Raw genomic sequence first — 18,068 nt, 5'->3', positions numbered from 1 at the left:
GGAGGGTTGTATGGATTCGTCTCTTCTCCACCGTTTCTTTGTCAGGCATCGTATTTATCGGAGTGCCCCGTCGCATCTGACTAGAGAGGAAAGAGTGAATGAAGAAGAGAATTTGGATATTCCTGGTGTTTCCGCTGCTGGTTATCGTAGCAATTGAATCAGTCGTGCTTTACCAGCAGATCAGGGATAAGGACCAAGCAGAGGCTTTTCCAACCTTTATGGACGCTAAAGGCAAGCTGGACATCCAAGTAGGGGATTTTAAGCTGGACAAGCAGCCATCGCTGGGCAAACCTGATGCGCCGGTGAAAGTCATCGAGTTTGTGGACTTCAAGTGCCCGGCCTGCAAGGCATGGGAGCAGGAGTATAGCGCCCAGTTTAAAAAGAAATACATAGACACTGGTATCGTGCAATTTTTTGCGGTCAACTTTCCGTTCCTTGGGCCGGATTCAATCGAAGCGGCGCTGGCCGCAGAGCTGATGTATGAACAGGGAGCCGATAAGTTCTGGCAGTTCAAGCAGAAGCTTTACGACCATCAGGGACAGGAGCAGACACAGTGGGCTACGGAATCTTTCTTGCTGGAATTTGTGAAGGAGAACATCGAGGGGATCGATTACAAGAAATTTGAAGCAGGGCTGAAAAACTGGGATCACCTTATCGATGTCAAAGAGGATTTTAAAATTGCTTCCGCCAACGGGGTGTATGGAACGCCGAGCTTTAGGGTCAACGGGAAGGCGGTCAGCTCTGATTATGCTAAGCTTAGCCAAGCGATCGAGGACAGCATCAACAATAACAAGTGATTCGGGAGGAACGTTCATTCATGAAAAAATTAATGGCCACATTTGCAGTAGCTGCAATGGTCGCCGCCGGCTTACCTGTCGCGGGTTATGCGGCATCGGCGCCGATTAAGATTATGATCGATGGGGCAGAACTGAAGAGTACCGCCGCGGCACTTTTAGTTAACGGAAGTGTTATCGTGCCATCCAAAACAATCTTTAAATCCCTGGGCGCAACCGTAGAATGGAGCCAGGTCAAGCAGCAGCTTAAGGCCACGAAGGGAAGCACGACCATTGTTTTAACCATCGGCTCGAAGTCGGCCCAACTGAACGGAAAAGTAGTCGCTTTAAATACGGCTCCACAAGTCATTAAAGGAACGACCTATATCCCCTTGAAATTTGTGGCTGAAGCATTTGATTCAACAGCTGCGTGGAACCCGAAAACCAACTCCGTAACTATCAACCAAAAGCAAGCAGCTTCTGTGAGTATTGTTCAAACGGCAGAACAAACCGCAGAGCAAATCGCCAAAGATGAGGATGAAATTAAAAAAATCATCCAATTAAGGTCGGATTATTACGCCAAAAAGGATGCAGTGGGTTTACGAAGCACATTTGTAAAGCCAGTGGAGAGCGTTGAATTTTTGAATAAATATTTTGAAACCTACGACGATAACGATTATATTGAGAGTTTTGGCGAGATCCAAATCACCGGAAACAGCGCCGTTGCAATAATTGTTCTGATCCATGAGGTTATCGAAGTAAATAATGTCAGTGGAAAGCCGTATATTGCGGCTAAACTTAAGGACACCATGAGCGTTCAATTAACAAAAGTAGAAGGGAAAACGTGGAAGATCAATTCCATTAAAATGATAAAGGGCGAGCAAATCCCTATAGATGATTTAGTTCAATAAATCAAACCATAACCGGTAACTTCGTTGCCAAAAACGGGTAAGGGAATGAGGGGAAGACCTTCACATGCCTTTGACCCTTTTTTGCGTTAAAGGGAGCTGCCTGAATGACGGAAGCAGTGCATACCGCCGCTCTTCCGGCTCCCGCCAGCTGCTGCCCTGGGCATTGCGTACAAAAGGGACCAGCTTGCCTTTGTAAATTCGGCGCGTCAGCAGCGCCGCGGAGAAATCATCCGGCCGCACAAAACATGCCGGCTTGGCGACAGGCGAGCATTCGCCCTGCTCCAGCACCGAAGCGACAAATTGGGAGCAGAAGTAGGCGTCTTCCCGTTCCATCCGGACGTTCAGCAGTACGCCGAGCAGACCGAGCAAATGATATTTATACCGTTCCTGTTCCGACATCATGGACTGTACGAGGCTGTACATCCGGTCGTACTCCTCCGAGGTTACTTTTATTTGAAAAATGGCGCATTCGCTGTCCCGGTAAAAGGAATCGCGGAAATTCTCGCGGATGAGCCCGCCGATAAAGGGGTTATGCGCTTTTTTACGGCCAAAGCTGTATACTTCACGAAGCTGTCCGTCAAAGGCGAGCGAAGCATGGTTCAGCTGCGCCCGGGTAAACCAGCCGATCACGGTGCTGAAGAGGGTTTCGTTAGCGGTGAGGACAATATAGATATTTTTATGAATGCTCATATTTCGCGGCCCTTTCTGCCAAGATATTGAAGTGCACGCGTTCATTCGTGCCAGTTTCAGTGTACGGGATTGGGCGTTTTTCCAAAACGAACCAAAGTCTTGCCGCGTTACTGGACCTAAGGCTAAGTACGGGCTGGACGCCGAACCGGGAGGGTGGCAGAGACAGCTTTGCCATGCGCAAAAATAAACACTTGGAAAAGCTTTCACTTTAGTGATACAATAATAGTCAAAATGACATTCTTGATTTTAGAGGAGGATTATTTTAATGACCGAGCAACAAGCGAAAGAACAAGCGATTCAAAAAGAGGAAAACTCCACGGTCGATAATCTGGCGATTACCACGATCCGCACGCTGGCGATTGATGCAATTGAAAAAGCAAACTCCGGCCATCCGGGCATGCCGATGGGCTCCGCGCCGATGGGCTACCAGCTGTTTGCTAAAACGATGGTGCATAATCCGGATCATCCGACTTGGGTAAACCGCGACCGCTTCGTCCTGTCCGCCGGCCATGGCTCCATGCTGCTGTACAGCTTGCTGCACCTGAGCGGCTACGATCTGCCGATGGAAGAGCTGAAGCAATTCCGCCAATGGGGCAGCTTGACTCCAGGCCACCCGGAATTCGGTCATACGGCAGGCGTTGACGCCACTACCGGCCCGCTCGGCCAAGGGATTGGCATGGCTGTAGGTATGGCAATGGCGGAAGCGCAATTGTCCGCAACCTACAATAAAGACAACTACGACGTTATCAACCACTACACTTACGCCATTTGCGGCGACGGCGACCTCATGGAAGGCATCTCTTCGGAATCCGCTTCCCTGGCCGGCCACCTGAAGCTGGGCAAACTGGTTGTATTGTACGATTCCAACGATATCTCCCTGGACGGCAAGCTGAACCTGGCGTTCTCTGAAAATGTAGCCAAACGTTTCGAGGCTTACGGCTGGCAAGTGCTGCGCGTAGAAGACGGCAATGATCTTCCGGCCCTTGAAAAAGCGATTGCCGAAGCGCAAGCCGAAAGCAGCAAACCGACTCTGATCGAAGTGAAAACCGTCATCGGCTACGGCAGCCCGAACAAACAAGGTAAAGGCGGCCATGGCGGTACGCACGGTTCCCCGCTCGGCAAAGAAGAAGCCAAGCTGACCAAAGATTTCTACAAATGGGTATACGAAGAAGATTTCTACGTACCGGACGAAGTGCGTGCCCGTTTTGCCGAAGTGAAAGCAAGCGGCATTGCCGCCAACAAAGCTTGGGACGAGAAGTTTGCCGAGTACAAAAAGGCCTATCCGGAGCTGGCGGCGCAGTTCGAAACCGCGATCAGCGGCAACCTGCCTGAGGGCTGGGATGCGAAGCTTCCATTCTTCACTGCCGAAGACAAAGCCGTTTCGACGCGCGTAGCTTCCGGCAACGCCCTGAACGGTCTGACTGCGGGCGTTCCTCAGCTCGTGGGCGGCTCTGCCGACCTGGAAAGCTCGACGATGACGCATCTGAACGGTCTGGACCAATTCACATCCGAATCTTACGCCGGCCGCAACATTTACTTCGGCGTACGCGAATTCGGCATGGCTGCAGCGATGAACGGGATTGCCCTGCACAGCGGTCTGAAAGTATTCGGCGGTACCTTCTTCGTATTCACCGACTACCTGCGTCCGGCTGTCCGTCTGGCATCGATCATGAAACTGCCGGTGACTTACGTGCTGACGCATGACAGTATCGCTGTCGGCGAAGACGGCCCTACCCACGAACCGATCGAGCAACTGGCATCCCTGCGCATCATTCCGGGCCTTACCGTGATCCGTCCGGCAGACGCCAACGAAACTTCCGCAGCCTGGGCCTATGCTATGGAAAATAAAGCGAATCCGGTAGCGCTCGTGCTGACCCGCCAAAACCTGCCGATCCTGGCCGGAACCGTGGAAGGCGTGCGCGAGAACGTGAAACGCGGCGGTTACGTCGTATCCGAAGCCAAAAGCAAGCCGCAAGCCCAACTGATCGCTACTGGCTCGGAAGTGCAACTGGCTGTGAAAGCCCAAGCGGCGCTGGCTGAAGAAGGCATCGATGTTCGCGTTATCAGCCTGCCAAGCTGGGATCTGTTTGAAAAACAAGACAAAGCGTACCGCGATTCCGTTATCCTGCCGGATGTGAAAGCACGTTTGGCGATCGAAATGGCGCAAACCTTCGGCTGGGAACGTTACACCGGCGACCAAGGCGACATTCTCGGCATCACGACTTTCGGCGCTTCCGCACCTGGGGACACCGTCATTCGCGAATACGGCTTTACGGTTGAAAATGTAGTCAGCCGCGTAAAAGCCCTGCTATAATAGACCCAATCTAGGACAAAGGGGAGAAATAGCAATGAGTCAGTTCACCAACGCGACAGTTCAGAAGGAAGCCAATATTTATTACGACGGCAAAGTAACCAGCCGTACCGTATTTTTGGAGGACGGCACTAAAGTAACGCTCGGGATCATGCTGCCCGGAGTCTACGAATTCGGTACCGACGGCCCTGAAACGATGGAGATTTTGTCCGGCGAACTCAAAGTGCTGCTTCCCGGAACGGAAGTATGGAAGGATATCAACGGAAAAGATACGTTCCACGTTCCCGGCAATTCCAAATTTGCGCTGGAAGTCTTCACCTTAACTGATTATTGCTGCTCTTACCCGGTAATTTAAGCTAGTAAAGGTTTGATCGGAAAAAGCCCCGCCAATCGGCGGGGCTTTTTTTGGCTTTCGGGTCAGTGAGTGACCCAGGTATGCGTATATTTGCGTGTTGCCAACGGAGTGCCGGTCCGCGAAAGGTTAAACCGGACGGCGGAGTGAAGCGGATTGTGCTGAGCAACGGGTTCAGCATTCTATAAAAAAACCGTCCCTGCAGCATAAGCAGCTGCAGGGACGGTTTGTCGTTCCTTGGACGGGACTATTCCTGAGCGTCCCGCTTATCGCCCATCTTTTGCCCGATCCAGTCCTCGTAGCATTTGACGACCGCGGACAGATCCTCGTCTCCGAAGCCGTGGTTATAGCCGGCCTGGAACAAGCTTTTGGCTACGCCAAGCATCGGCGTCGGAACGCCCGTGGCATCGCTGAGCGAGGTGGCAAGCTTCAAGTCCTTGAGCATCAGCGCCAGCGAGAACTGGTTGCTGAAGTCGCCGTCGATGATCTTGCGGCTTTTCAGCTCGGCCTGCTTGCTGCCTGCGGAACCGTTCTGCACGAGCTGCAGGAACTTGTCGGCCGGCACGCCGGATTTAACGGCGATGGAGAAGCCTTCCGCCAGCGCGGCATTGTGGATGCCGACCATGGCGTTATGCGCCAGCTTGGCGGCAGCGCCGCTGCCGTTGGCGCCCATATGCAGCAGCAAGCGTCCCATCGTGTCGAAGAGGCCGCGGACGGATTCGATCACTTCGGCGTCGCCGCCGACCATGAAGACGAGCGTGCCGTCAATGGCTGCCGGCTTGCTGCCGGTGACCGGCGCGTCGAGGAATTTGCCGCTCTTGGCTTCAACCGCGGCTGCGACTTCGTGAACCAGTCCCGGAGAAATCGTGCTGGAGTCGATAACAACGGCGCCCGGCTTTAAGGCGTCGAGAATGCCGTTATCCCCGTAGAATACCTCGCGGATGGAATCGTCGTTGCTGATCATGGTGATAATAACGTCCTTGCCTTCCGCAGCGCCAAGCGGCGTGGCGGCAACCTGTGCGCCTTCCGCTTTCAGCGGTTCGCATTTTTCCGCGGTACGGTTGTATACCGTAACGTTATACCCTGCGCGCAGCAGGTTCAGGGCCATGGGCGCCCCCATTGTTCCGAGTCCGATAAAACCGATTTGTGTCATTGCAAGGCCACCTTCGTTCTTTGAAATAGGATTCTTTTATTCATCTTATCACGGCATCCGGACATGTTCCACAGCGCCGGCTTTGCAGTTTGAACGGCAGCGCTTCCATGAAACTTGCAAAAATGACTTGCAGATAGGCGTTCGTTGTGCCCTAAGACCTTGCCAGTCAAGGCAAATTAAAGTATCCTTATATAAAGTTCTAACCAACGGTGTTAAATTCCTTAGAGAAAAAACAGGAGGTTACCATTACCGATGTCCAAGAAAATAAAATTTGATTACACCAAGGCGCTTTCTTTCTTTAACCAGCATGAAATTGACTATTTTGCCCCTGCCGTGAAGCTCGCACATGAGCAGCTCCATAACGGAACCGGCACAGGCTCCGATTTCCTGGGTTGGATTGATCTGCCTACCGCTTACGACAAAGAAGAGTTCGCGCGCATTCAGCAAGCGGCCAAGAAAATCCAAAGCGATTCCGATGTCCTGATCGTGATCGGGATCGGCGGATCTTACCTCGGCGCCCGCGCTGCGATCGAAGCGCTCAGCCACTCTTTCTATAACAACCTGTCCAAAGATCAACGCAAGCTTCCGGAAATTTATTTTGCCGGCAACAACATCAGCTCTACATACATCACGCATCTGCTCGACCTGGTGGAAGGCAAAGACTTCTCCGTGAACGTTATTTCCAAATCCGGCACAACGACCGAGCCGGCCATCGCCTTCCGTATTTTCCGCGCCGCACTGGAGAAGAAATACGGCAAAGAAGAAGCCCGCAAACGCATTTACGCGACTACGGATAAAGCAAAAGGCGCGCTCAAGAAGCTTGCAACCGAAGAAGGCTACGAATCCTTCATCATTCCGGACGATGTGGGCGGACGCTACTCCGTACTGACTCCGGTAGGCCTGCTGCCGATCGCCGTTGCCGGTATCAACATCGAAGAAATGATGCAAGGCGCCGCAGCCGCAGCGGACGAGTTCAACAATCCGGACGTGGCTACGAACCAAAGCTATCAATACGCAGCCGTGCGCAACGCGCTCTACCGTAAAGGCAAAACAACGGAAATCCTCGTAAACTACGAGCCTTCCCTGCATTTTGTCTCCGAATGGTGGAAGCAGCTGTTCGGCGAGAGCGAAGGCAAAGACTTCAAGGGCATTTACCCGTCTTCCGTCGACTTCTCCACCGACCTGCACTCGATGGGCCAATTCATCCAGGAGGGCAACCGCAACATTTTTGAAACGGTAATCCAAGTGGAAGAAGTTCGCCATCACATTACGCTGGAGAGCGATCCGGACGATCTGGACGGCCTGAACTTCCTGGCTGGACAAACGGTCGACTTTGTCAACAAAAAAGCGTTCCAAGGCACGCTGCTGGCGCATACCGACGGCCAAGTACCGAACCTGGTCGTGACGATTCCGGACCAAACGCCTTACACCTTCGGCTATATGGTTTATTTCTTTGAAAAAGCATGCGGCATCAGCGGCTATCTGCTGGGCGTGAATCCGTTTGACCAACCGGGCGTAGAAGCTTACAAGAAAAACATGTTCGCGCTGCTCGGCAAACCGGGTTACGAGAAGGAGAAAGCGGAACTGGAAGCAAGACTTTCCGAATAATCTCCGATCCTGCGCATAACTATATCTGCATACCCGTCAAGTCATCAGGAGCAGTCCAGCGGCATTATTGCCGCGGACTGCTTCTGCACATATAATCAAGTCATCATCACATGCGATTAAGGACTGGAATACGATGCTGGAACAATACAAAACCGTGCGCTCTTCCGGGTCACAGGAAATCGTGATCCGCAAATCCCGCTTTATCGGCCATGTCATGCCGGTGGAGACGGAGGAAGAAGCGATCCAATTTATCGAAGACATCAAGAAGCAGCACTGGAATGCCACTCATAACTGCTCTGCGTACATGATTGGCGAGAGGGACGAAATTCAAAGGCAGTCGGATGACGGGGAGCCGAGCGGAACCGCCGGCAAACCGATACTGGAGGTAATTCGCAGCCAGCAGGTTAAAAATGTCGCAATTGTCGTTACCCGTTATTTCGGAGGCATTATGCTGGGCGCAGGCGGCTTGATCCGGGCATACACGGATGGGGCGGTGCAGGCGCTTGAAGCCGGAGGGGTCGTCACCCGCGTGCTGAGGCGGGAAGTGTTCGTGGAAATCGAATACACCTGGCTGGGTAAAGTGGAGAACGAGCTGCGAGGCCGGGGCATCAAGACCGGAGAGACTTTGTTTACGGATAAAGTGACTCTGCTGTGTCTTCCGCGAAATGAAGAAGGCGACGCATTTACGGCATGGATAACGGATCTGACCGGGGGGCAGGCCACGGTTACGGAAGGGCGGCGGCTTTACTTTAACGAAGGGGAATAGATATGGCAAGAAGAGCAGTGGAGCAGGAGTTGTCGAGAGAACGCATTCTGGAGGCGGCCAGGCATCTGTTCATTACCAAAGGCTATCGGGCAATTTCGATGCGCAGCATCGGGCAGCACCTAGGGTACAGTCATGGCTCTCTCTATTATCATTTTAAGGAAAAAGCGGAGTTGTTCTATGCCATCGTCGTCGAGGATTTCAATCATGTTGCCGCGCTGCTGAACCAGGCGATGCATACCCCGCCTGAGCCGGGCATGACCCGGGTGGAGCAGCTGATCCTGGAATTTATCCGTTTCGGTCTGGACCATCCGTACCAGTATGAAATTATGTTCATGATCCGCGACGAAGAGCTGCTGGCTTACTGCCGCGCAGAACAGGGACGATGTTATGACTTGTTCGCAAGTATCGTCCGCCGTCACATGAAAGATGAAGGGTATGTCTCGGCCGACTGGCAGAGCGTACCGCGTATGCTCTTTTTATCCGCGCACGGATTCATTTCCTACTACATTCAAGATAAAGTCTCGTTTGAAGACGTCAAGGATGCCGCTCTGTCACATGTCAAGGTTCTTAGCCGCAGTTTATAGGTTGCAGCTTTTTTTACCGAATTTCACTTTAGGGCGTTGAACTGGTATAACATTACACGGTGAAAGTGTTATAGAGGCTATAAATAATAAAGGGCGGCCCCGGAATCACGCGGAGTCGCCTTATTTTCCATACGGAGGAACATTACCCGGCCACGATCTTCACGGCATATTGCCGATGTCGAGGCCCGTCGAATTCGCAGAAATAAATGCCTTGCCAGCGTCCGAGCAGCAGCTCGCCCCCGTGGATAATAATCGTTTGCGAAGGCCCGGCGGTGATGGATTTAAGATGGGACGCCGTATTCCCTTCGGCATGCCGGTACTGGGGATGCTCCCAGGGATACACTTCGTCCAGACGCATGAGCACATCATGCTTGACGTCGGGGTCGGCATTTTCGTTGATGGCAATTCCTGCCGTGGTATGCGGGCAGTACACGACGGCGATGCCTTCCTTGACGCCGCTTTTTTTCACGAAGGACACGATGTCCCGGGTAATATCCCGCAATTCGTCGCGTTTGCTGGTGCTGATCTCAAAGGTATGAAGCATCGGTTAAAGACCCCTTTCTCGACCTGAAGGTTAATTATATTTTACCCCAAAAATCGTCGAAAGACATTGACGGTACATAAGGCTTTTGGTAAAGTATTAATAATATAATTCCAAGTATATTAATAGGAATAGTGATACGTGATTATTCAGTGAACCGACCGGATCACCGGAGGTAGGAGGCCTGCTATTGAACGCGTTGCTCAGACATAAGGGATGGACTTATGGATTCCGCACCAGTATCCTGCTTTACTTTATCGCACTTATTGTGCTGCCGATCCTCGGCGTCTATTACAACTCGTTTTCGCTCGGCTTCGGCAACTTCGTCGATACGATCACGGATCCGATTGCCTGGAAGTCGGTCCTGCTGACGCTGAAGCTGGCCGTCATCGCTACGTTAATCAATGTGCTGGTTGGTACCGTGATCGCCTGGGTGCTCATCCGCTATAAATTTCCGGGCAAAGCGCTGCTGAACAGTCTGGTCGATCTCCCGTTTGCGCTGCCGACGGCGGTCGGCGGACTGATGATCCTGCTGCTGCTCGGTCCCGGCAGTATCGTCGGTGAGCTGGCCGAACGTTTGGGCTTCGAAATCGTGTTCCACCAGCCGGCCATCGTGATTGCCATGGTGTTCGTCACTTTTCCTTTCGTGATCCGGGCGGTGCAGCCGCTGCTGGAGGAACTGGACCCCTCCGAGGAGGAAGCGGCCTACACGATGGGGGCGAAGCGCAGCCGGGTGTTCCTGCAGGTCATTTTGCCGAACATGTTTCCGGGGATGATCAGCGGGGGGATGCTCGCTTTTTCCCGGGCGCTGGCCGAATTCGGAGCTGTCGTGCTGGTCGCCGGCAACATTCCGGGCCGCACGCTGGTCTCCTCCGTCTTTATCTACGGGGAAGTGGAGAGCGATAATCCCGTCGGCGCCGCCGCGGTTTCGATCCTGCTGCTCACCTTGTCCTTCGCCATTCTCTGGCTGATTAATGTGCTGCAGATGCGGGGGAGAAGAGCATGAAGAAGCTGACGATCGGATTTACTTATTTAGTCTTTTTGGTACTGATTGCCGCCCCGCTTGGAAAAATGATTATCAATGCCTTCCAAGGCGGATTGGGCGGTTTTATAGATGCGCTGACGAGGCCGGAAGCGGCCCACGCGCTGCTGATGACGCTGTTCGTCGTTGTAGTGGTGACGCTGCTGAATACGCTGTTCGGCATTATGATGGCTTTATATCTGGTCCGGGCGAACTGGCTTGGGCGGCGGGTGAAAGGCTTGCTGAACAGCATCGTCGATTTGCCGTATGCCGTTTCGCCGGTCATCGGCGGCCTGATGATTGTCCTTCTGGTCGGGCCGGACAGCCCGATCGGAGCTTTTCTCGAACAGATTGGATTAAAGATTGTGTATGCTTTTCCGGGGATGGTCATCGCTACCTTGTTCGTCACTTTTCCATTGATGGTGCGTGAGGTCATGCCGGTGCTCCAGGAGATCGGGACCCAGCAGGAGGAAGCGGCTTCCACGCTGGGCGCTTACGGCTGGACGACGTTCTGGAAGGTAACCTGGCCTTCGATCCGCTGGCCCGTCATTTATGGCGTGATCCTAACGGTGGCTCGTTCGCTGGGAGAATTCGGCGCGGTACTGGTTGTGTCCGGCAACATTATGAATAAAACACAGACGGCGACGACGCTGGTATACCAGGATGTCGAGAACTTCAACGTTTCCGCCGCGGGGGGCGTGGCGCTGGTGCTGGCCGCTTTCTCCGCAGGCTTGCTGCTTCTGATGGAATGGACCAAAAGACGAAAGGAAGTGCATTGAGATGCATGTGGAAGTTCGGGGACTGAATAAACATTTTGGCGATTTCCATGCGGTGAAGGACGTAAGCTTCGGGATTACCAAAGGCCATCTGATCGGCCTGCTCGGCCCAAGCGGCGGCGGCAAAACCTCGATCCTGCGGATGCTGGCGGGCCTGGAGAACCCGGATAGCGGCGAGATTGTGTTCCACGGCAAAACCGTCAACCAGCTGCCGCCGCAGGAGCGCGAGATCGGCTTCGTGTTCCAGAACTATGCGCTGTTCAAGCACATGACCGTCTATGAGAATATCGCGTTTGGCCTGAAGGTCAAGAAAGCGAATAAACAGCATATCAAGGACCGCGTGATGGAGCTGGTGGAGCTTACAGGCCTGAAGGGGTTTGAAAAACGCTACCCGCATCAGCTCTCCGGCGGGCAGCGCCAGCGCGTTGCTTTTGCCCGGGCGCTCGCGCCGGAGCCGCAGCTTCTGCTGCTCGACGAGCCGTTTGCGGCCATCGACGCCAAGATCCGTCAGGAGCTGCGCTCCTGGCTGCGCGACCTGATCGAGCGGGTCGGCATCACTTCGATTTTTGTTACGCATGACCAGGATGAGGCGATTGAGGTCGCCGACGAAATCATGATCATCAATCAGGGGCGTCTCGAACAGAAAGGGACACCATGGGATATTTATAAAGCGCCGAAAACGCCGTTTGTGGCGACGTTTATCGGCGAATCGACCTTGATCGAAAATGCTTCCGAACTGAAGGGGTTTGCGAATGCGGGCGGCGGCAAGCCGACCAAAGCACTGATCCGTCCGGAATATATCGAGGTCGGCCATCTGCATGAATTCAAAATGGCTTCGGCCACGGTGCAGGGCGTGGTGAAGCATCTGCATTTCCGCGGCAGCGAATGGCTGATCGAAGTTGAGGTTGGCGGACACAAACTGTCGACGTACCGCTCGCTGGAGAAGGAGACGCTGCAGCCGGGACAGGAAATCGCCGTGCTGGTGCACCGCGCCTATCTGTTCAACGACGAGCGCAGCTGGATCCAGGAGAACGGCTTGAAGGAAGATCCGATGCCGGTATTTATCTAATCGCTTATTTTATAACTAAAGGGATGTGTGGCCGGTATGGGGCTTTTCAAAGGGAGCAGACAACTGCACGGATGGCTGGCTGCCTTAATTCTGGCATTGTTTACGATAACCGCCGCAGGATGCGGGAATGACGGGGCTGAGGGAACTACCGGGCCCGTCGCACCCAAGGGCGACGTCACACTCGTCGTCGGCGCTTACAGCGTCGCGAAGGATGCGATGGGGGAAATCCTGCCGTTATTTGCCGCGAAGTGGAAAGCGGAGACGGGGCAGACGGTTGTTTTTCAGGAATCGTACGAAGCTTCGGGAACGCAGGCACGGGCGATCGTCGGCGGCTTTGAAGCCGATGTGACCCTGCTGGCGATGGAAGGCGATGTCGACAAGCTGGTGAAAGCCGGGCTGGTGAATAAAGACTGGAAAACGCATGGCGCAGAGGGCATGGTTACCCGTTCCGTCGTTGCGCTTGGGACGCGGGAAGGCAATCCGAAGAACATCCACAACTTTGCCGACTTGGCCAAACCAGGCGTCAAGGTGCTCTACCCCAATCCGAAGACTTCGGGCGGTGCCCAGTGGGATATCAATGCCATTTACGGAGCCGGCCTGAAGCAATCGGAGGAGGAGACCGGGGGGAAGGACCCGGCTGCCGCCAAAGCGTTCCTGGAGTCGATCCACCGCAATATCGAATCGCTCGATAAAAGCGGCCGCGCCTCCATGGCGGCTTTCGAGTACGGCGTCGGCGATGTTATCGTCACGTATGAGAACGAGCTGCTGGCCCGGATCGCCCAGGGCGTGAAATACGAAGTGATTTTGCCTGAAGACACGATCCTGATCGAAAACCCGGCCGCCGTGGTGGATAAATATGCTGCGGAGCACGGCACGACCAAGGCGGCGGAGGCGCTGGTGGATTTTATGAGCACGCGCGAAGCGCAGGAGGTATTTGCCAAATACGGCTTCCGTCCGGTCGACCAGACGGTGCTTGCCGAGCATAAAGACCGTTACCCGGTACCTGCGGGATTGTTCGATATTCAGTACCTTGGAGGCTGGGACGAGGTGCGGAATACGCTGTATTCCAAACGCGGGGTCTGGTATCAGGTGCTTGCGGGAATCTAAGAGGCTGTCCCGGCGCAGGAGACTGTGCGGGCGGCTTCTTTTTTTACTTTTATAAAGTTTAGTCTATATTTTTCGGGGTCCCGCAAAGTACCTGAGTAAACTTCGAAGCCAAGCCCCAGCCTATGGGGTTATTTTGCGCGGCGGGGCAGTTTATAATGGAATAGGACGTATAGAGAATATCAGGATGGAGGCTGGCCGATGGATACATTAACGTTTCTCGGAACGGGCGACGCCATGGGCGTGCCGCGGATGTATTGTGAATGTGCGGTTTGTATGGAGGCGAGAACAAGCGGAACCAACAATCGGCTGCGTTCTTCCGTATTGATTGAGGGAGGCAACGAGCATTGGGTCATCGACTGCGGGCCGGATTGGCGGCGCCAGATGGAGCTGCTGGGCTTACGCGAGATGCGTACGCTGCTGGTGACCCATCCGCATTTTGACCATATCGGCGGATTGCCGGAGTGGGCGGATGTATGCCGCTGGAGCGGCTACCGGGGGCAGCTGTATGCACCGGCAGAGGTTATTCCCGTTATTCAGCGCCAGTATCCGTGGCTGGGCGGCCATATCGACATGATTCCTTGCGACGATGGCTTGACGCTGAACGGTTGGGACATCATCACCTGGAGGGTCAATCACGGAAAAAACGGCTACTCCTACGCCTATCGGCTGAGCAAAAACGGCTACACCTGGGTCTACTGCCCGGATTCCATCTCGCTCGGACCGGAGGAGACGAAGCATATGCACGGCGCCGATTTGCTGGTGCTCGGTACGAGCTTTTACCATGAGGAAGCCGAGCTTTCGACCCGGTCGGTGTATGATATGAAGGAAGCGGCGGAGCTGCTGGAGCTGGTGAAGCCGAAGCAGGCGGTATATACGCATATGTCGCATGACGTGGATTTGCGGAAAAGCTATTCGCTGCCTCAGCAGGTAACGCTGGCCGTTACGGGAATGAAGCTGCCGCTGGGCGGGTAGGGGGAAATTGATGCCAGAGCGTTATAACGACGGATCATTTCGCTTTCGGCGGTTCAGGGGATGAGGGATATTGGATATCATGGGCATAAGTTGCGGGTTGTCAAATTCGTCGTTCAAACTTTTGTAGCAGACACGGCTGAAGCTCATGTGGTAATCTATGGATAATTTTATTCAAAAGCAGGAAACTGCTACATTAGGAGGTTATCCGATGTCTGCACCTGTCCCACCCATCATGCTGGATTTTCCGGAAAGCTTTGAAACGGAGCGGCTGTTCATCCGCACGGCGCTTCCGGGAGACGGCGCTGAAATGAATGCGGCCATGGCGGAGAGTGTCGAAGCGCTGGCTCCGTGGATGCCGTTTGTCCACCCGATGCCGTCGCCGGAACAATCGGAACAATATGTCCGCGAAGCGCGGGTCCGTTATTTGGAGCGGACCGAGCTGCATATGCAGCTGTACGACAAGCAGACCGGAGCCTTTATCGGCTGCAGCGGGGCACATACGATTGACTGGGAGCTGCGCAATTTCGAGATCGGCTACTGGATCCGCACCTCGTGTTCGGGCAAAGGTTATATTGCGGAAGCGGTAAACAAACTGACCGAACTCCTGGCGCGTGACTTTGACGCAAACCGGATCGAAATCCGCTGCAGCGGCAAAAACCGTAAAAGCGCCGCCGTGGCCGAACGGGCCGGCTTTAAGCTGGACGGCGTGCTGCGCAACAACCGCAAAGGCATAGACGGTGAGCTGCAGGACAGCCTTGTGTATGCGAAGGTGCGCGGGCAGGATTTCTAGAAGAATGTGATCCGAAAGAGAGGGCCTGCGAGGGTTCTTTCTGAAAAAAAAAGCCGTCCGGCTTAAGCCGGACGGCCTTTTGGGTTTATAGAGGGCGATGCTTGGCCCAGGGTGTGGTGTGATTGCGGATGCGTGAGTGCTTATGAGCGAGGCCGGATGCTTAAGTGTGGATGGATTGCTAATCGCTGAAGCATGATCACTGGACCGTGAGTACGGAGAGTGAGGCCGGATGCTTAAGTGTGGATGAATTGCTAATCGCTGAAGCATGATCACTGGACCGTGAGTACGGAGACGTGAGCACGGATGTGTAAGTGCTGATGTCCCGGGTAAAATGCCGTACATGGCGCAGGCCCGAACCTAACGGACACAGGAGCCGCTATTCGTCAAAAAACCTGCTATTTCCCAAACTAACGGACATGAGCGCCGTTATTTCCCTCCCAATGCTGCCTAAACGGGTGAAATGGCGAGAATAAGGTCTCTGATGTCCGTTAGAATCTGAAAAAGCACAAAATGACGCAAATAACGGCGCTCATGTCCGTAACACTCGGCAGCTGGTTTCAAACGACTAAAACAAACTAGTCACTGAACTGCAGAGGCACAACGACAGTCGCCCTACAACTACTACCCTTCAGATGGCTTATTGCTCTGTGTGCAGAATGAACTTATCGATTGCGTATTTGACGCCCTCTTCGTTGTTGCTGAGGGTGATGAAGTCGGCGATTTCTTTCAGCGCAGGGATGGCGTTGCCCATGGCAATGCCCAGGCCGGCGGCTTCCAGCATTTCATGGTCATTCCAGGAATCGCCCATGGCGATCGTCTCCGACAGCTCGCAGCCAAAGTGGGACGCAAGGAACTCCAGAGCCAGACCTTTGGTGCCTTCGCTGTGCATGATTTCAAGGAAATAAGGCTTCGACTTCGTGATGTGCACGGCATCGCCAAGCAGCTCGCGCAGCTTTGGCGCCAGCTCGTCCAGGAAGTCAGGATCGTCGATGATGAGCATCTTCGGCGTTTTTTGCGGGACCAGCTTCTCCCAGTCCGGTTCGATGAAATACGGTGTGCGGTTGAGCGTCGAATAGTCTTTCAGCTTTTGGTTTTCTTCACGGGCGTACAGCTTGTCGTCGATGTAGGTTTGCAGATGCAGATCATGTTCCACGCAATATGCGAACAGCTTGCGCACTGCGTCCTGCGGCACATAACGTTCGTAGAGGACTTTTTCGTCCATGAGGTTTTTGACCAGCGCGCCTTGATACGTAATAATCGGCACGTTCAGTCCGGTTTGGCGGGCAATCGCCTGTGCTGAGGCATAAGCGCGTCCGGTAGCGAGGGTAACAACGACGCCGGCGGCGACAGCCGCTTCCAGCGCTTGCTGTGTACCCGGGGTTACTTCTTTGTCGTCGTTGATTAGCGTGTCGTCGATGTCGATGGCAATCAGTTTGTACATGGTTTCTCTCCTAAAAGTTTTTGTGTAGCGTATGCTTCTTCGAGTAGCTTCGTACAAAAACTTGCATCGGAAGCATAAGCCTAGTTTTTGTGTAGCCTATGCTTCTTGAACAGCTTCGTACAAAAACTTGCATCGGAAGCATAAGCCTGGTTTTTGTGTAGCCTAAGCTATTGAAAGCACAGGCTTTCTCTACTCCGGAGCGTTGCTCCGGGGTTCGGGGCTAAGCTCGGCGATCAGCATTGCCGCGAGAATGCAGGCGCAGCCTGCGGCAGCCGACAGGCCGAGGGTCTCCCCGCCGAACAGCAGGCCGGTTGCAGCGGCAAATACCGGTTCGGTCGAATAAATAATCGCCACCCGGGCCGGGGTGGTGTACTTTTGGCACGCCGTCTGAATCCAGAAGGCGAACGCGCTGGTCGGGCCGACGGAGATGAGCAGCGCCCACAGCACCTTCGGGTCCTGCAGCAGCTCGCCGCTGCGGGCCAGCGGACCGCTGCCGTCCACGAGCAGCGACGCGGCGATGCTCAGTACGCCGACAAACGCAAGCTGCAGGGTGACCAGCGGCAACGCGGGATAACGCGGCGCATATATGCCGGTATAGGCGATCTGCAGCGCAAAAGCAATCGCGCAGAGCAGCACCAGGCCGTCGCCTTTGTTCAGCGACAAGGCGGAGCCGGTGAATGTCAGCAGGTACAGACCCGCTGCCGCCAGCGCCGCACCTATCCAAGTATACCGCGAAATGGCGTGTCGCAGCAGCAATAAAGAGAGGAATGGCACTAAAACGACGGATAGACCGGTGATAAATCCGGTATTCGACGTAGTCGTGTACAGGAGGCCAACCGTTTGGAAGGCATAGCCCATAAATAAAAAAAGGCCCAGCAGCAGCGCATGGCCTACCATGCGGAAGCTGAGTTGTCCCCATTCCTGCCGGTAAAAGACCGCCGTAATCAACCCGAGCAGCAGTGCAGCGCCAATGAAGCGGATACCGTTAAAGGCCAGCGGCGGCAGCACGCGGACCGCATGCTGCACGATCAGAAACGTGCATCCCCACATCATCGCAACCGCCAGCAGACTCAGATCGGCGATTCGGGAGCGACTCAAGAGCGGTCATCCTTTCTTCGGCTAAAGTGTGGCAAGTTGACCAAATTGTATCCTAAAACCCCGGGAACGACAAGCATGTTCGCTAGACAAAACGATGAAGCGTTG

The 18,068-nt window shown here is 54.1% G+C and carries 18 protein-coding genes; 13 read left to right on the top strand and 5 right to left on the bottom strand.

What is annotated here, in order from left to right; all coding sequences use genetic code 11:
- Nucleotides 1-98 precede the first annotated feature (98 nt).
- Both BMW84_RS13065 and BMW84_RS13060 read left to right on the top strand, forming a co-directional pair.
- Nucleotides 99-797 (top strand): thioredoxin domain-containing protein, encoded by a 699-nt coding sequence (locus tag BMW84_RS13065; protein ID WP_091069048.1) that lies wholly within the window; start codon nt 99-101, stop codon nt 795-797.
- Nucleotides 798-817: 20 nt separating this feature from the next.
- Nucleotides 818-1,684 (top strand): copper amine oxidase N-terminal domain-containing protein, encoded by an 867-nt coding sequence (locus tag BMW84_RS13060; RefSeq protein WP_091069045.1) that lies wholly within the window; start codon nt 818-820, stop codon nt 1,682-1,684.
- 60 nt (nt 1,685-1,744) lie between these two features.
- On the opposite strand, the gene BMW84_RS13055 is transcribed toward BMW84_RS13060, so the two are convergent.
- The gene (locus BMW84_RS13055; protein ID WP_091069041.1) at nt 1,745-2,374 is read right to left on the bottom strand and encodes a hypothetical protein; all 630 of its coding nucleotides are present in this window, start codon (nt 2,372-2,374) and stop codon (nt 1,745-1,747) included.
- 265 nt (nt 2,375-2,639) lie between these two features.
- Between BMW84_RS13055 and tkt the strand changes: the two genes are divergently transcribed.
- Both tkt and BMW84_RS13045 read left to right on the top strand, forming a co-directional pair.
- Nucleotides 2,640-4,688, top strand: coding sequence for a transketolase (gene tkt, locus BMW84_RS13050; RefSeq protein WP_091069038.1), 2,049 nt, complete (start codon nt 2,640-2,642; stop codon nt 4,686-4,688).
- Nucleotides 4,689-4,722: 34 nt separating this feature from the next.
- Nucleotides 4,723-5,040 (top strand): pyrimidine/purine nucleoside phosphorylase, encoded by a 318-nt coding sequence (locus BMW84_RS13045; protein WP_091069036.1) that lies wholly within the window; start codon nt 4,723-4,725, stop codon nt 5,038-5,040.
- A gap of 244 nt (nt 5,041-5,284) precedes the next feature.
- Here BMW84_RS13045 and BMW84_RS13040 read toward each other — a convergent pair whose 3' ends face one another.
- Nucleotides 5,285-6,190 (bottom strand): NAD(P)-dependent oxidoreductase, encoded by a 906-nt coding sequence (locus tag BMW84_RS13040; protein ID WP_091069033.1) that lies wholly within the window; start codon nt 6,188-6,190, stop codon nt 5,285-5,287.
- A gap of 252 nt (nt 6,191-6,442) precedes the next feature.
- Here BMW84_RS13040 and BMW84_RS13035 point away from each other — a divergent pair, with 252 nt between their 5' ends.
- The 3 genes from BMW84_RS13035 to BMW84_RS13025 all read left to right on the top strand — a co-directional run bounded on the left by BMW84_RS13035 (nt 6,443) and on the right by BMW84_RS13025 (nt 9,148).
- Nucleotides 6,443-7,798 (top strand): glucose-6-phosphate isomerase, encoded by a 1,356-nt coding sequence (locus BMW84_RS13035; protein WP_091069031.1) that lies wholly within the window; start codon nt 6,443-6,445, stop codon nt 7,796-7,798.
- Nucleotides 7,799-7,931: 133 nt separating this feature from the next.
- Nucleotides 7,932-8,564, top strand: a complete 633-nt coding sequence (locus tag BMW84_RS13030; protein WP_091069029.1) for a YigZ family protein — start codon at nt 7,932-7,934, stop codon at nt 8,562-8,564.
- Between the two features lie 2 nt (nt 8,565-8,566).
- A complete protein-coding gene (locus BMW84_RS13025; protein WP_091069027.1) occupies nt 8,567-9,148 on the top strand; it encodes a TetR/AcrR family transcriptional regulator in 582 nt (193 codons plus the stop codon).
- Between the two features lie 142 nt (nt 9,149-9,290).
- Here the strand turns inward: BMW84_RS13025 and BMW84_RS13020 are convergent, their stop codons facing one another.
- Nucleotides 9,291-9,692 carry a secondary thiamine-phosphate synthase enzyme YjbQ gene (locus BMW84_RS13020; RefSeq protein WP_091069025.1) on the bottom strand — a complete coding sequence of 134 codons (402 nt, stop codon included), beginning with the start codon at nt 9,690-9,692 and terminating at the stop codon, nt 9,291-9,293.
- 187 nt (nt 9,693-9,879) lie between these two features.
- Here BMW84_RS13020 and cysT point away from each other — a divergent pair, with 187 nt between their 5' ends.
- From cysT to BMW84_RS12990, 6 genes are all read left to right on the top strand, one after another.
- Nucleotides 9,880-10,695 (top strand): sulfate ABC transporter permease subunit CysT, encoded by an 816-nt coding sequence (gene cysT / locus BMW84_RS13015; RefSeq protein WP_091069021.1) that lies wholly within the window; start codon nt 9,880-9,882, stop codon nt 10,693-10,695.
- Complete coding sequence (locus BMW84_RS13010) at nt 10,692-11,489, top strand: sulfate ABC transporter permease subunit (RefSeq protein ID WP_091069020.1); 798 nt, start codon at nt 10,692-10,694, stop codon at nt 11,487-11,489. The genes cysT and BMW84_RS13010 overlap by 4 nt, the downstream gene beginning before the upstream one ends.
- A 1-nt stretch (nt 11,490) precedes the next feature.
- Nucleotides 11,491-12,555, top strand: coding sequence for a sulfate/molybdate ABC transporter ATP-binding protein (gene cysA, locus BMW84_RS13005; RefSeq protein ID WP_091069017.1), 1,065 nt, complete (start codon nt 11,491-11,493; stop codon nt 12,553-12,555).
- Nucleotides 12,556-12,591: 36 nt separating this feature from the next.
- On the top strand, nt 12,592-13,662 hold the full coding sequence (locus BMW84_RS13000; RefSeq protein WP_091069014.1) for a sulfate ABC transporter substrate-binding protein: 1,071 nt from the start codon (nt 12,592-12,594) through the stop codon (nt 13,660-13,662).
- A gap of 198 nt (nt 13,663-13,860) precedes the next feature.
- The gene (locus tag BMW84_RS12995) at nt 13,861-14,634 is read left to right on the top strand and encodes an MBL fold metallo-hydrolase (protein ID WP_091069012.1); all 774 of its coding nucleotides are present in this window, start codon (nt 13,861-13,863) and stop codon (nt 14,632-14,634) included.
- Between the two features lie 208 nt (nt 14,635-14,842).
- Complete coding sequence (locus BMW84_RS12990) at nt 14,843-15,424, top strand: GNAT family N-acetyltransferase (protein ID WP_091069010.1); 582 nt, start codon at nt 14,843-14,845, stop codon at nt 15,422-15,424.
- A 637-nt stretch (nt 15,425-16,061) separates the two neighbouring features.
- Here the strand turns inward: BMW84_RS12990 and BMW84_RS12985 are convergent.
- Both BMW84_RS12985 and BMW84_RS12980 read right to left on the bottom strand, forming a co-directional pair.
- Complete coding sequence (locus BMW84_RS12985) at nt 16,062-16,865, bottom strand: Cof-type HAD-IIB family hydrolase (RefSeq protein ID WP_091069007.1); 804 nt, start codon at nt 16,863-16,865, stop codon at nt 16,062-16,064.
- Between the two features lie 189 nt (nt 16,866-17,054).
- A complete protein-coding gene (locus BMW84_RS12980; RefSeq protein ID WP_091069005.1) occupies nt 17,055-17,963 on the bottom strand; it encodes a DMT family transporter in 909 nt (302 codons plus the stop codon).
- Nucleotides 17,964-18,068: the final 105 nt, after the last annotated feature.

Source organism: Paenibacillus sp. NFR01, assembly GCF_900111565.1.
Classification (GTDB): domain Bacteria; phylum Bacillota; class Bacilli; order Paenibacillales; family Paenibacillaceae; genus Paenibacillus_AQ.
This window is presented reverse-complemented; position numbering and strand designations above follow the sequence as displayed.